The 14,976-nt window shown below is 63.3% G+C and carries 11 protein-coding genes; all 11 read right to left on the reverse strand.

The features are described from left to right. Positions 1–11: 11 nt before the first annotated feature. The gene (locus H3H37_RS20155) at positions 12–1,364 is read right to left on the reverse strand and encodes a DUF1329 domain-containing protein (RefSeq protein ID WP_182165855.1); all 1,353 of its coding nucleotides are present in this window, start codon (positions 1,362–1,364) and stop codon (positions 12–14) included. 205 nt (positions 1,365–1,569) lie between these two features. After that, complete coding sequence (locus H3H37_RS20160; protein WP_311197564.1) at positions 1,570–2,226, reverse strand: TetR/AcrR family transcriptional regulator; 657 nt, start codon at positions 2,224–2,226, stop codon at positions 1,570–1,572. 122 nt (positions 2,227–2,348) lie between these two features. Beyond that, positions 2,349–3,719, reverse strand: a complete 1,371-nt coding sequence (locus H3H37_RS20165; RefSeq protein WP_311197565.1) for an NAD(P)/FAD-dependent oxidoreductase — start codon at positions 3,717–3,719, stop codon at positions 2,349–2,351. Between the two features lie 11 nt (positions 3,720–3,730). Then, positions 3,731–4,459, reverse strand: coding sequence for a hypothetical protein (locus H3H37_RS20170; protein WP_182165859.1), 729 nt, complete (start codon positions 4,457–4,459; stop codon positions 3,731–3,733). A gap of 16 nt (positions 4,460–4,475) precedes the next feature. Next, a complete protein-coding gene (locus H3H37_RS20175; RefSeq protein ID WP_182165861.1) occupies positions 4,476–5,132 on the reverse strand; it encodes a c-type cytochrome in 657 nt (218 codons plus the stop codon). After that, a complete protein-coding gene (locus H3H37_RS20180; protein WP_229218931.1) occupies positions 5,129–6,625 on the reverse strand; it encodes a flavin monoamine oxidase family protein in 1,497 nt (498 codons plus the stop codon). Before H3H37_RS20180 ends, H3H37_RS20175 begins: the two co-directional genes overlap by 4 nt. A 10-nt stretch (positions 6,626–6,635) precedes the next feature. Next, positions 6,636–7,319, reverse strand: a complete 684-nt coding sequence (locus H3H37_RS20185; protein WP_182165863.1) for a c-type cytochrome — start codon at positions 7,317–7,319, stop codon at positions 6,636–6,638. Further along, on the reverse strand, positions 7,316–8,812 hold the full coding sequence (locus H3H37_RS20190; RefSeq protein ID WP_182165865.1) for a flavin monoamine oxidase family protein: 1,497 nt from the start codon (positions 8,810–8,812) through the stop codon (positions 7,316–7,318). The genes H3H37_RS20185 and H3H37_RS20190 overlap by 4 nt, the downstream gene beginning before the upstream one ends. Positions 8,813–9,180: 368 nt before the next feature. Further along, a complete protein-coding gene (locus tag H3H37_RS20195) occupies positions 9,181–10,590 on the reverse strand; it encodes an efflux transporter outer membrane subunit (protein ID WP_182165867.1) in 1,410 nt (469 codons plus the stop codon). Next, positions 10,587–13,733, reverse strand: coding sequence for an efflux RND transporter permease subunit (locus tag H3H37_RS20200; RefSeq protein ID WP_182165869.1), 3,147 nt, complete (start codon positions 13,731–13,733; stop codon positions 10,587–10,589). The genes H3H37_RS20195 and H3H37_RS20200 overlap by 4 nt, the downstream gene beginning before the upstream one ends. A gap of 13 nt (positions 13,734–13,746) precedes the next feature. Beyond that, on the reverse strand, positions 13,747–14,928 hold the full coding sequence (locus H3H37_RS20205; protein WP_229218932.1) for an efflux RND transporter periplasmic adaptor subunit: 1,182 nt from the start codon (positions 14,926–14,928) through the stop codon (positions 13,747–13,749). Positions 14,929–14,976: the final 48 nt, after the last annotated feature.

Here is a 14,976-nt window from a genome sequence, read left to right on the forward strand (position 1 = left end):
TCGTTTCCTCCTCAGCGCGTCGTGGCCCGACGCAGGCCGTCCGGTTCGAACGTACCCGCTTTCAGGCGGCCCTCGCGGGCGGCCAGCCAGTCGGCTTCCTTGCCGCCAGCCTGTACGCGGTCGATCAGGGCACGGCCCGCCACGTGGTCGTAGCTGATGTTGGCCGACCACACGCAGGCGGGAACTTCCCATGCCATGTAGGGGCCCATCTCGGTGGTGCGCCAGACCTTGCCCTGCGCGTCATACATGTCCTCGACCAGGATGGTCCAGCTGTCCTCGTCGATGTAGAAGGTACGCTTGGGGAACATATGGCGCATGCCTTCTTTCAGCGTGGCCTCGACCACCCACATGCGGTGCAGCTCGTAGCGGGTCAAGTCGCGGCTGAGGAACTTCGGCTTGACCACGTCGGCCACCTTGTTCGCGGGCGAATTCAGGCGATAGGTGTTGTAGGGGACGTACAGCTCCTTCTTGCCGGCCAGTTTCCAGTCGTAGCGGTCGAGCGGACCGTTAAACTGCAGATACTGGTCCACGATCTGCAGGTTTTCCGTATTGAGAATGGGGGCGTCGTACTGGTAGGTCGGCGCGCGACGCACGCGGCGCTGGCTGGCAAAGTACAGCCAGACGTCGTTCGGCTTGCCGAAGTTGTATTGCCCCAGCGTCGCATCGCCTGCGATGGACGGCGGGCTGGTGTACACATTGAGCAGCTGGTATTCAATGCTATGGGCGTCGGCAATGCCCTTGTTCGACGGCGACCACATCGGCGCCAGCTCCCATTCGTCCTGGGTGATCGCTTCGCCAATGCTGTCGCTGCCCTTGGGTGGAATATAGGTGGAAAAGTGCTGCTGGAAGCCCTCCCCGCGCCAGCTCAGCTTGTGGTTCCAGATCGCTTCCGCGCCGCTGTGCGGAATCGGGAACGGCACCGCCGCCCCGATGGCTTCAGCCATGTCGTGACCGTTGGGTGCCATCTTTGCGCTGACGGCATTCTTCCTGGTGCGCTCGTAGAAGAACTCCGGATAGCCGCAGGAGCGGTGGGTCGGGTAGACGTCCATCCGGTAACCGGGGATGTTCTTGATCATCTCGACCTGGCCAGCCGCCAGCTTGTCCTTGTAACGGTCGACGTTGGAGGCGTCGATCGAGAATTGCCGCTTGTCGCCGGCATAGGGATCGGGACGCAAAGCGCCCGGCTTCCATCCGGCTGGCGGTGCCATGTCGCCGCCGGTCCATGCGGGGATGGTTCCCTCCTTGTTACCCGCGCGTTCGGCCCCCACCGGCGTCAATGCCTTGCCAAGCTTGGCGGCCTCCTGCTCGCTGGCAGTTGCACTGAGCGCTGTGCTGACCAACAGCGCCGTCCCGAAAAATGTCATCTTGATGCCCACCTTCGCCTCCCTGTGAATGAGTGCCGGGTAACAAGCCGGCCCTTGCTACGTCATTGTTAGGTCATAATACTAAATATAGGTCAAAGAGACAAATAAGGAAATGAGAAAAACAAGGACTCTGTGGTATTTCAGGGCAAAAAAAAACGACAGGGTTTTCCTGTCGTTTAGGGGGATGCCAGCTTTGCTGCTGTGCTTACGGATTCGCTGTCAACGGCGCCTTCAGCAGGCAATCGAGTGCAGCCATCAATTTCGCGTCAAGGCCTCGGGTATAACTGCGCTTGCGGCGGCCGGCACCGAGTTGATAGTTCAGTCCGTCCGTGATGGCAATCAGTATGGTGGCACGGTGCAGACAGTCCGCCGCACTGTAGGCGGGATAGGCAGCGCGGATCAGTTGGGCCACTTCGCGCGTCAAGGTCTCGTACCAGTCATCGAGCAGCCGCGAACACTCCTCGTCGATCACGGCAAACGATACGAAGTGCCACCACAGGGCCGAGGACTCGGGGTTCTTGATTTCCCGCAGCGACTGCTCGGCAAGTGCGATGACGCGTTCCTGGGGCGGCAGATTGTTGTTTACGGCACTGCGCAACTCGCTCAGATAAGTTTCGATCACCGGCTCGACCACGGCACGCAGCACCGCCAGCCTGGTCGGGAAATAGTACTGCAGGTTGCTGATGCTGATCCCGGCCCGGGCCGCAACCTCACGCAGTGAGAACTCCAGGCTGCCGCCTTCCAGCAACACCGCCTTGGCAACTTCAACAATCGCGTTGCGGGTACGCAGGCCTTGGGCACGCAGTCCACCCTGCCCAGCCTCGCTGGCGGCCGGGCTGACCGTGCCGCGCTTCTTGCGCACGGGCTTTTCGTCGGACTCTTTTACGTTTGTCATCGTCGTAAGGAATTAAGAAAACACCAGATTGTTTGGTATGTATACCAAAAAGTCAATGTCATACGACGACGCCCTTGATCGAAACGCGATTACGCCGCCCGCGCCTTACGGTTGGTGCGTCCGTCCAGGATGCCTACCAGGCCCAGGGCCGCCTTGGTCGCGCACCACTGCAGCGGTTCCGGCAGAATCGGCGCGACCTTGCGCTGCAGCGCCGCCAGGAAGGGATGGTCGGCGCCGAGTATGCGCCCGGCCAGCAGGTGTCCGACCAGCGACTGGGGCGCCAGTCCGTGGCCGGAACAGCCGGCAGTGTAGTAGACGTTCCGATGCGCGCCGGTCACGCCGACGATCGGCAGGGCATCATTGGCTGCGCTGACATAGCCGCTCCAGCAGGCGCGCACCGCGATGTCTTTCAAGCTCGGCAGGCGGTCATGCAGGGCGCCCCTGAGCTCACTGTACGAGTCGTAGGCCGGCACGTTGGGCGTTTTCGATCCATAGGGAGACTGCAACCGCTTGGTGGTCACCAGCAGCGAGTTATGCGGCGTCAGCCGGAAACTCTCCATGATCCAGTGCGCCGTCATGATGCCTTCGCGTCCCGGCCAGCCCAGGGATTTCAACTGCGCAGCGGACAGCGGCTCGGTCTCGATCGCCGAAACCCGCACTGGCACGATTTTATCGGCAAGCAGCCCGTTCTGCGGCGTATAGGCGTTGCTGGAAAACAGCATCACCGGAGCACTGACGCTGCCGCGCGGCGTCTCCACCTTGATCATCGCGCCCTCGCTGTAGGACAGCATCGGCGTGTTTTCATACAGCTTCACCCCGGCCCGGATCGCCGCGCGGCGCAAGCCCATCACATACTTGCCCGGATGGAGGGTGCCGCCGTGCGCCGTGTATTCACCAAACAGGAAGGCGGGCGGAATGCCGCGCGCGTGCATCGCGGCCTGGTCCAGGAAGATGGACTTGAAGCCCAGTTCGGCGCCTATCCGCATCCCTTTGCGCAACCGCCCTTCCTGGGAGGGATGAATGGCGGCGCGGATAATCCCCGACCGCAGGTAATCGCATTCGATGCCATATTCCCCGAGCTTGCCTTCGACAAAGCTGACCGCGTCTTCATAAAAGCGGACGATCTGGGCGCCTGTCCCGGCGCCGACCTTCTTATGAAACAGCTCGTATTCGATCCCGATGGCGCCCGCCAGGTAGCCGGCGTTGCGGCCGCTGGCACCAAAGCCCGCAAACTCGCGCTCCAGCACGACCACCCGGGCGCCCTTGTCGGCCAGTTCCAGTGCGGCAGAGAGTCCGGCATAGCCAGCACCAATGATGACCACGTCCGCACTGACGGCGCCTTCCAGTGGCGCCTGCATGTCGTCCGGCTTTTCCACCCAGCCGCCCAGCGTACGGTACTTTTCCAGGTCGGCCTTGGCTTTGGCTTCCTCGGCCGAGAAGGCGTATCTTTTGGTATGCATATGTTCTCTCCTCATCCCTGGCGAGCAGCAGGATAATGGGCGACCCGAACCAGATCGGAATCACGCAGCAGGGTGATGCCAAACAGCAGCAGCCACAGCGGATGAATCACCAGGGTGGCCATCTGGACCGTTTCGCCCAGGTCGCGCCAGCCGCCGAGGTTGAACATGAATTCAATGGCGAACAGGCAAAGATCGAACGTGAGCAAACGGCCGAAGCCCCACTTCTCGGCGCGCAGGAAGCGTGCAGCGGCGGTTCCCCACAGCAGCAGGACCGGCGCCTCGGCGTTCCACAGCCCTTGTGCACCGCTTTGCAAGGTGATCCACAAGGCTTCAGCCGTTGTTTTGGCCGCAGGATCGTGCGCAGCCAGTTCCGCCACGGGCGTCAACGTGAGATTCAGCAGGCCCGCACCGGCGATCCCCAGTACCGCGTAGACCACCAGCCCGGCCAGGCCAATGTCGGCCAAGGCACCCAGACGCTGGCGCATGGGCTGCCACAGGTAGCCGCCCACGGCCAGGAAGGGCAAATACCAGCCCAGGATGTCGGCCCACATCGACAAGCGATAGAGGTTCTGCGACTGCGCCGAGTAGGCCAGCATCATGGCCGGGCGATCAAGAACGTCAAAATCGAACTTGGCGGCGCCCGCCACCAGGACGGCCATCAGCCAGGCCAGTGTCGCGCCGATCACTGCCAGCCAGCCGACAAAACGGCGCGGGTCCATTGCATTGCTTGTTTGTGTCATGTTCCTGCTCCTTCTGTTATCGGCTTGCGAGGAATTGCGCAAGGTCCTCGAGGTCCGTTGGCGACAGCGCATTGACGACCGCTGGCATCATGCCCGCCGCGTCCCGGCGCTTGCCGGTCTTGAAGTTGGTCAGCTGATCGACCAGGTAGTTGTAGCTCTGTCCGGCCAAGCGCGGATACTCGCCCTTGCCCTCCAGCTGCTGGCCGTGGCACGACGCGCAATTGTTGGCCTTGGCCAGCGCTTCGCCGCGCGCCACGCGCCCCAGGTCGGCATGGAAGCTTGCATTCGGCTGCGCCTTCATCCGGGAGAAGTTCGTCACCATCGCCTCGAACTCCTTATCCGTCAGGCTCAGCGCAAATGGCGTCATGGTCGGATCGTTGCGTTCGCCGCTGGCAAAGGCCTTCAGCTGCTTGCGCAAATAGGCTTCCTGCTGCCCCGCCAGGCGCGCATACAGCTGGGTGCCCGCATTGCCTTGCGGACCGTCGTGGCAGTACAGGCAGGAGTCGGTGGCGCGCGGCCATGGCCCTGCCAGTTGTGCGTTTTCACGGGCAACGGCATCGATCTCATGGCTCACCCGCAGCAGGCCATACAGATCCGGGCCATAGTACAAGCCGGCCGCCAGCAATCCGATCCCCAGCAGGGCGCCCGACCGCTTCAAAAATTTACCCATCATGCCCTCCCCGAGGCGACGGCCCGCAGTGCCTGCAACGCGGCCTTATGGCCCGAACGCACCGCGCCATCCATGTAGCCGGCCCAGATATCGGCCGTCTCCGTGCCGGACCAGATCAGGCGCCCGACCGGCGGATGCAGGGCTTCGCCATACTTGGTCAGGAAGCCCGGCGGCATCGGCGAGACGCAGCTGAGGGTCCAGGGGTCGGCCTTGCGCCAGTCCTGTTCGTGGTAGGCCAGCGGATGCAGCGCTTCGTCGCCGAACGCCTGGGCGTAGATGCGCGACAGCTCGGCCTCGGCCGCCTTCTTATCGGACGGCAGCATGCTGATTTGCACGAAGGCGTTGATCACGCCAAAAGACAGGTCTTCCGGCGAGTTGTCGTAGGCCCACAGCACCGCACCACCCGTCTGGAAGATCCAGCCGTTCAAGCCCTTCTCGCGCCAGAACGGCCTCTTGTAGACGTGCGCCGTCTTGCGTCCCGGCGCAAAGGCCGGCCAGCGCCGCTGCATTTCGCGGCGCTGCTCAGGCAGCGGTGGGTCGTAAGCGATCTGCTGGCACAGCGCGGGCGACAGCGCCATGATCACGTGGCGGGCGCGGATCACCCCCTTTGCCGTGTGAATCGCAACCGGTCCGTTCTGCCACTGCTCGATGCGCTGCACCGGGCTAGACAGGCGAACCTTGTCGCCCAGCGCCTCGGCCATCTTGATCGACAGGATTTGCGAGCCGCCCGAAATGCGGGTCTCCTGCGCGCCGCCTTTGACGGCTTCCAGACGGTCGTAATTGCACTCGGCCGAATTAACCATCGACAGCCAGTGCAGCAGCGACAGCCGCGCCGGCGAGGCGCCGCCGGTGATCGCCAGACCTGTCGACCAGCCGACCTGGTCAGCCGGCTCAATGTTCTTCTTGGCCAGCCACTCGCCCACCGACATGCCGTCGAACTCGGCGGCACGGGGCGACTTCCACGGCGCCCCCGAGGGCACGCTTCTGGCCAGTAGTTCGAGTTCGTGCGCGATCTTGGGATCGGTGCCAAAGCCGCCTTCGGTATCGACTGCGGCGCGGGCGCCCTTGGCCAGGATGGTGGACTTGCCCTGGTAGTAAGTGGGGAAGGTTCCGACACCAAGCTCTCGGGCCAGGTCGGCGACAGCCGTCTGGCCCGGGCCGATCCACTGCCCGCCCGCTTCCGAGAAATAGCCCTTACCCAGGTCGTGGTTCAGGGTGCGGCCGCCGACGCGGTCGCGCGCCTCCAGCACCACGAAGGATTCGCAGCCGGCGCGCCGCAAGTCGCGTGCCGCCGTCAGGCCGGCCAGGCCGGCGCCGATGATGGCGACATCGAGCACGTCGCGCCCATCGCCAGCTGCCACGGCGGCGCTGGCGGCCTCGGGCAGGACTGCAGCGGTGGCCGCCGCCGTCATGGAGGCGGCCATGCCGAGGAAGCCGCGTCGGCTGACCCGCCCCTGCCCCATGCCCCCGCCTTCAGTTATTACGTCATCGTCCATTACGTTTTCCTTATTGGCTCGCGATGAATTGCGCCAGATCGTCGATATCCTGGGACGACAGCGCCGCCACCACCGCCGGCATCGCGCCGCTGGCGTCACGCCGCACACCGCTCTTGAAGCGCGTCAGCTGCGTCTGCAAATAGCCGTAGCCCTGTCCGGCCAGGCGCGGAAACGCGTCCTTGCCCTCCAGTTGCTGGCCGTGACAGGCCGCGCAGTTGTTGGCCTTGGCCAGCGCTTCGCCGCGCTTCACTTGCGCCGGATCGGCATGGAAGGTCGCGTTGGGCAAGAGCTGCATCTTGGCGAAATGCGCAGCCAGCCCGTTGAGCTCACCTTCCGACATGCTCAGCGCCATTGGCGTCATGGTCGGATCGCTGCGCTCACCGCTGACGAAGGCCTGCAGCTGCTTCTTCAGATAAGCTTCCGGCTGCCCTGCCAGGCGCGGATAAGTCTGGGCCTGCGCATTACCGTTAAAGCCGTGACAAGACACGCAGGCTTCGCTGGCGCGCGGCCAAGGTCCGCCGACGCGCGTGTTCTCGGCGGAGATTGCGTCAATCTGCTTGCCCAGCTGGATCAGGCCCAGCAATTCAGGGCCGTAGAGGATGGCGCCGGCCGCCGTGGCCGCGAGCAGCAGGCCACCCGTCAGAAGCAGGATGCGTTTGCCGAGGCCGCGCGGTTTGGATGCATTACTCATCATGCCTTCCTCCCTGCTACGGCTTGCAGCGCCTGCAGGGCCGCTTTATGGCCGGAGCGGATGGCGCCGTCCATGGTGGTGATCCAGATTTCGGCGGTTTCCGTGCCCGCCCAGATCAGGCGACCAATCGACGGATGCAGCACATCGCCATACTTGGTGAGAAAACCGGGCGGTATCGGCGAGGTGCAGCTCAGCGACCATTGATCCGCCTTGCCCCAGTCGTGGTCGTGGTAGGCGATGGGATGCAATGCCTCTTCGCCGAAAGCCTTGGCATAGATGCGCGACAGTTCGACCTCGGCCGTCTTCTTATCGGACGACAGCACACCGGGATTAATGAAGGCCGAGATCACGCCAAACGAGACGTCCTCCGGGGAGTTATCGAAAGCAAATTGAACCGGACTATTCAGCGGAACGATAGCACCGTTGTAGCCTTTCTCACGCCAGAACGCCTTCTTGTAGACGTGCGCCGTCTTGCGCATCGGCGCAAACGCGGGCCAGCGGCGCTGCATTTCGCGACGCTTTTCCGGCAGCGGCGGGTCGAAGGCAATCTGCTGGCACAGTGGCGGTCCGAGCGCCACGATCACGCTGCGCGCACGGACCACACCTTTGGCCGTGTGGATGGTGGCCGGTCCGTTTTGCCAGTTCTCGATGCGCAGCACCGGGCTGGACATGCGCAGCTTGTCGCTCAGCGCCTCTGCCATCTTGATGGACAGTATCTGCGAGCCACCCACGAGACGGCTCTCCTGCGCGCCGTCCTTGACGGCCTCCAACCTCCGGTAGTCGCAACCGGCAGAATTGATCAGCGAGAGATAGTGCAGCAAAGAGAGCTTGTTGGGCGTGGTGCCTGTCGTCAGCTGCGCGCCCAGCGCCCAGCTGAGTTGATCTTCCGGGCTGAGATTCTTCTTCGCCAACCAGTCAGCCAGTGACATAGAGTCGAACTCGGCTGCACGCGGCGAGGACCACGGCGCAGCAGTCGGCACGCTGCGTGCCAGGTCCTCCAGTTCCTTGCGCAATGTCGGATCCGTGGCAAAGCCGCCATCGCATTCGACGGTGGCGCGCGCATCACCCGCCAGCATGACGATCTTGCCTTGCCAGTAGGTGAGGAAGGTGCCAACGCCCAGCTCGCGGGCCAGGTCGGCAACAGCCGTCTGGCCCGGGCCGATCCATTGCCCGCCCGCTTCCGAAAAATAGCCGTTGCCGAGGTCGTGGTTCAGCGTACGGCCGCCGACGCGGTCGCGCGCTTCCAGCACCACGAAGGATTCGCAGCCGGCGCGCCGCAGGTCGCGTGCCGCCGTCAGGCCGGCCAGGCCGGCGCCAATGATGGCGACGTCGAGGACGTCGCGTTCATCGCCTGCTGCCATCGCGGCGCCCGCCACCTTCGGCAGCACCGCTACCGTCGCGCCCGCCGTCACCGACGCTGCCATACCGAGAAAACCACGACGGGAGAGCGTTGCCTTCTCCGGCGCTTCATCCCGTTTGCTATCAATATCGTCCATGCTGCCTCCTAACGAAGTTGGGTTATTCATCATCACCAAGCTGGGCATCATTACCGGATCGCCCTCTTATTAGTACAGATTACCAAACTTAGGTCATGAAGACAATTAAATCCTGAAAAATTTCCAGGTGGGGATTTGTCTGTCGCTTTTCGCGCAAACGGAGGGCGGTGCGGCGGGCACGGAGACGGGCAGGCGTTGACCGCGCGCGACGGATGGCGCGGGGTCAAATATTTCAAAACGGAAATTGATTGCTGCGATAACCGCCCACGGGATGGGCCGCAGCGGTACGGGGGAAATGCCGGCATCAGTGCACGACGGATGCCGGCGTCAGACAGCGAGCGAGGCGCCTGCGCCTCGCTCAGCGATGGTTACTGCCACCCTCCCCCTAGCGTCTTGTACAACGCCACCTGGTTGCTGATGCGATCCAGGCGCGCCGTGATCAGGCCCTGCTGCGCGGCGTACATCGCCCGCTGCGAGACCAGCGCGCTCAGGTAGGATTCCGCGCCCTGCCGGTAACGCTCCTCATGGATCCGGTAGCTCTTTTCAGATGCTGCAACGAGGGCGGTCTGCGACGCCAGGCGTTCCGTCAATGTCCCGCGCTGGGCAAGGGCATCGGCCACTTCCCGGAACGCTGACTGGACGGCTTTCTCATATTGCGCCACCGAGATATCACGCGTGACTTCCGCGATCTCCAGATTCGCCTGATTGGCGCCGCCCGAGAAGATCGGCAGATTCACTTGGGGACTGAAGGTCCATGTCCGGGAACCGGTCTTGAACAGGCCGGACAAATCGCTGCTGGCACTGCCTGCGGAAGCCGTTAATGAAATACTGGGGAAGAAGGCGGCACGGGCCGCGCCAATATTTGCATTCGCGGCCTGCAGTGCACGCTCAGCCTCCAGCACATCCGGACGACGCTGCAAGACAGAGGACGGGATGCCCTCTTCCAGCTCCGCCAACCGCGCGACGGTTCCCAGACTCGCTTGCGGAAGCAGCTCCGGGGGAACGGAACGCCCAACCAGCAGCGCCAGGGCGTTCCGGTCGGCCGCCACCTGGGCCTGGTAGACCGCCACGTCATTGCGCGCCGCCTCGACGCTGGACTGCACCTCGTACACATCCAGGCTGGATGCGCTCCCCAGTTGCATCCGGCGTTGCGATAGCGCCAAGGTACTTTGCTGACTGATCAACGCTGCTTCCGACAACTGCAAGCGTTGTTGGTCGGCCGCCAGCGTCAGCCACGCGTTCGTTACTTCCGCCACCAGCGCTATCTGCTGCGCACGGCGCGCCTCCACCGTGCCGAGATAACTTTGCAGCGCGCTTTCGGACAGGCTGCTGACACGGCCGAAGAAGTCCAGCTCAAACGCCGTGATCGCCAAGCCGGCACCGTACTGGCGGGCGACATACCCATCACCGGTGGCGGACAGCCGCGACGGAACCCGGCTTGCCGCTTGTCCCAGATTGGCATCGATATGCGGAATGCGGTCAGCACGTTCCAGACCGTATTGCGCACGTGCCCGATCGATATTCAGGCTGGAGATGCGCAGGTCCCGGTTATTCGCGAGGGCCACGTCGATCAGCTTGCGCAGGTCCTCATTGACGATGAATTCGCGCCATCCAAGTGCATACGGTTCCGGCTTTGCCGCCAGCGCCACCGGACGCGGAGCGGCATCGCCATCAGGCCAGTGCGGCGCAACGGGCATCGCCGGCCGCACATAGACGGGAGCTAAGCTACAGCCGGAGAGCAGTGCCACGACCGCAAGTGAGATCAAAGATTTTTTCATGATGAATGTGCCTCCTTAACGAGGGCGCCAGGTTCCGGCACCGGCGCTTGAACAAACCAGCTGCGCACCAGGACGAAGAAAACGGGAACGAAGAAGATGCCAAGGAAGGTGGCGCTCAACATACCGCCAAGCACACCAAAGCCAATGGCGTTCTGACTGCCAGCGCCAGCGCCCGTTGCCAGCGTCAACGGCAAGACGCCCAGTCCGAACGCGATGGACGTCATCAGGATCGGACGCAAACGCATTTGGACGGCAATCAGTGTGGCTTCGCGCAGCGCCGTACCTGCCTCCTGCAATTCTTTGGCGAATTCCACGATCAGGATGGCGTTCTTCGCGGACAAACCGACCACGGTGAGCAAGCCCACCTGGAAGTACACGTCGTTTGCCATGCCGCCGCCCCACGTCGCCAGCACGGCGCCGACCACGCCAAGCGGGATCACCAGCAGCACAGAGAATGGCACCGACCAGCTCTCGTACAGGGCCGCCAGGCAGAGGAACACCACCAGGGCGGACAGGACATACAACATCGTCGTCTGGGCGCCAGATTCGCGCTCCTCCAGCGACAGTCCCGTCCATTCAAACCCTATGCCGGGCGGAAGTTGGGCGATGTGCTTTTCCATCTCCAGCATGGCGTCGCCGGAGCTCACGCCGGGTGCGGGGCTGCCCTGGATATTCACCGAAGAACTGCCGTTGTAGCGCTCGAGGCGCGGCGAAGCGTAGCCCCACTCGCCGCCGGCGAACGCGGAAAACGGCACCATGTTGCCATCGGCATTGCGAACAGACCATTTGTCGAGATCCTCCGGCGCCATGCGCGATTCAGCCCGTCCCTGAATGAACACCTTCTTGACGCGGCCGCGATCAATGAAGTCATTGACGTAGGCCGAGCCCCAGCCCACCGAGAGCACCTGGTTGATGTCGGCGAGGTTCAAGCCGAGCGCACTAGCCTTGTGCTGATCGATCGTGAGCCGGTACTGCGGCGTGTCGTCCTGCCCGTTGGGACGTACACCCGCCAATTTGGGATTGCTCCCCGCAGCGGCCAATAGCTGGTCGCGTGCCGCCATCAGCGCTGCGTGGCCAAGGCCGGCCCGGTCGGTCAGCTGGAGGTCGAAGCCGGCTGCGTTGCCCAGCTCCATGACGGCCGGCGGCGTGAAGGTGAATACCAGCGCGTCGCGCATCTGCATGATCGCTTCCATGGCCCGGCCAGCGATACTCGCCGAATGGTTTTCCTCCCCCGGCCGCTTGGACCAGTCCTTGAGCTTGACGAACGCCATGCCGTTGTTCTGGCCATTGCCGCCAAAGGAAAAGCCGGCAACCGAGAATACGGACTCCACGTTGGATGCTTCTTTCGTCATGAAGTAGTGCTCGACTTCCGAGATCGTTTGCAGCGTGCGTTCTTGCGTTGCGCCAGTCGGCAGTTGAATCTGTGCGAACACAACGCCCTGGTCCTCCTCCGGCAGGAACGACGTCGGCAAGGACGTGAACAGCACCGCCAGGCCGGCCAGCAGGCCGAGGTAGACCACCATCGTTTTCATCGTGCGACGCAGCAGCGCGCCCACCATCCCCTGGTATTTTTTGCTGCTGCGATCAAAGGTGCGGTTGAACCAGCCGAAAAAACCACGGTTGGCCAACTGATGACCTTTGTGCACAGGTTTAAGGAAGGTGGCGCACAAGGCCGGGGTGAAGACCATTGCCACCAGCACCGACAGCACCATGGCCGACACGATCGTCACCGAGAACTGGCGATAAATGACGCCGGTGGAACCCTCGAAAAACACCATGGGAAGGAACACGGCCGAGATAACCATCGCGATGCCGACCAAGGCACCGGAGATCTGCCCCATCGACTTCAGCGTCGCATCCTTCGGCGACAGCCCCTCCTCCGACATGACACGCTCAACGTTCTCGACCACGACGATGGCATCGTCAACGAGCAGGCCGATGGCAAGCACCAGGGCGAACATCGTCAGCGTATTGATCGTGTAACCCACCGAGGACAGCACCGCGAACGTTCCGAGCAACACGACGGGAACAGCCATGGTGGGGATCAGGGTGGCACGGAAGTTCTGCAGGAACAGGTACATGACGACGAATACCAGGGCGATCGCTTCCACCAGGGTCTTCACGACCTCTTCCAGCGACAGTTCAACGAACGGGGTTGTGTCAAACGCGACCACGGACTTCACCCCTTGCGGAAAGCCCTGCTCAAGCACGGCCAGCCTGGACTTCACCGCCTCCGCCGTTTCAAGGGCATTGGCGCCGGTGGCCAGCTTGATGGCAAGGCCGGCGGCCGGCTTGCCGTTCAGGCGCACGACGGCGCCGTAGTTCTCGCTCCCCAGTGCGACTTGCGCGACGTCGGCCAGACGGACCTGGGCGCCATTCGCGCTGGTCTTGAGCAGGATGGCGCCGAATTGCTCGGCCGTTTGCAGCCGGCTCTGCGCCGTCACGGTGGCGTTGAGCTGCTGGCCACGCACGGCGGGCGCCGCGCCGAACTCGCCGGCCGACACTTCGGCGTTCTGCGCTTGCACGGCGGCGATGACGTCGCTTGGAGTCAGCTGGTAGCTCTGCAACTTGATCGGGTCCAGCCAGATGCGCATCGCAAACTGCGTGCCGAAATGCTGGATGTCGCCCACGCCCTGGATGCGCGACAACGGCTCCACCACTTGCGACGCGACGTAGTCATCGAGTTCCGCGTTTTGCAGCTTGCCGTCTTCGGACATAAAGCCCAGCACCATCAGGAAATTTGCCGTCGACTTGGAGACGACCAGGCCCTGTTGTACGACCTCGGCCGGCAGCGTTGGCGTCGCCAGTTGCAGCTTGTTCTGCACCTGGACTTGGGCAATGTCCGGATCGGTGCCATTCTTGAAGGTCAGCGTGATGCTGACCGCGCCCGTCGTATCGGAAGTCGAACTGATATAGCGCAGGCCATCAATGCCCTTCATTTTTTGTTCGATCACCTGGGTCACCGCATCTTCCACCGTCTTGGCCGAAGCGCCCGGATAGCCGCCGGTGATCTGGATCGTCGGCGGCGCAATATTGGGGTACTGCGCGACAGGCAATGCCTTGATGGCCAATAGCCCGCCCAGCATGATGACGATGGCGATGACCCACGCAAAGATGGGCCGTTGAATGAAAAATTTTGCCATGATGATCGTGTCCTTACTGCGCCGGGTTGGGCTTGACCGCTGCCGCGCTCTTTGCCGGCGCGACCGAGGCCGGCGCGCCTGGCTGCACCTTCTGCAGACCTTCCACAATCACGCGGTCGCCTTCATTCAAGCCGGATTTCACGATCCACTGGTCCTTCCATGTGCCCGACGTCGCGATCGCGCGCTGTTCGACGATGCCTTTCTGATTCAGCACCAGGGCCGTCGCCTCGCCCTGCGGATTGCGGGTCACACCTTGTTGCGGCACGACGATGGCGTGTTCATCCATGCCGTTCTCGATCACCGCGCGCACAAACATCCCCGGCATCAGATCGTGTTTAGGATTGGGAAAAATCGCCCGCAGCGTGACGTTGCCAGTGCCGGGATCGACCCGGGCATCGACGAATTGCAGACGGCCTTCCTGGGCGTAGGTACTGCCATCCGGCAGCTTCAAGGCCACCCGCGCCTGGCCAGCCGCCTTCTTCATGGCGCCGTCTTGCAGGGCTTTTTTCAGACGCATCAGTTCCTCGCCGGACTGGGTCAGATCGACGTACATGGGATCGAGCTGCTGGAGCGTGGCCAGCGCGCTGTCCTGGCCCGCCGTCACCAGCGCGCCGGCCGTCACGTTTGAGCGCCCGATGCGCCCGGCGATCGGCGCCGTGACCTTGGTGTAGGCGAGGTTGATCCTGGCACTCTCCAATGCCGCCTTGGCGACCGCCACGTCAGCCCGCGCCTGTGCCTCGGCGGCCTGCGCCTCCTCCAGCTCCTGCCGACTCACGCCTTCCACCGCGAGCAACTCCTTGTAGCGCCGCGCTTTGGGCGCCGCAGTCAGCAGGTTCGCCTCGGCGCGCTCCAGGGTGGCTTTCGCCGCGCCATGTGCGGCCTGGTAACTTGCCGCGTCGATCAGGTACAGCGTCTCGCCGGCTTTCACATCGGCGCCCTCGGTGAATGCGCGCGTCCTGATGATGCCGCTGACCTGGGGACGCACCTCGGCCAGTTGGAACGCCGCCGTGCGGCCCGGCAGCTCCGTGCTCAGCGCCAAGGGCCGGGCCTGTACCGTATAAATGCCGACTTGCGGCGGCGGCGCCACGGCCGGCGCCGGTTGAGGGGACTCGCATCCGGCGATCAGCATCACCGTCGATGCGAGGAAAACGACGCCCGCTGGACGCGCCAGCAGAGCCATTGATTTGTTTCTCATTTGAGTTTCCAAGTTAGGTTTTGATATTTCGTTACGCAAGTACTCACT

This window comes from Rugamonas brunnea (genome assembly GCF_014042345.1).
GTDB classification, from domain to species: Bacteria; Pseudomonadota; Gammaproteobacteria; order Burkholderiales; family Burkholderiaceae_D; genus Rugamonas; species Rugamonas brunnea.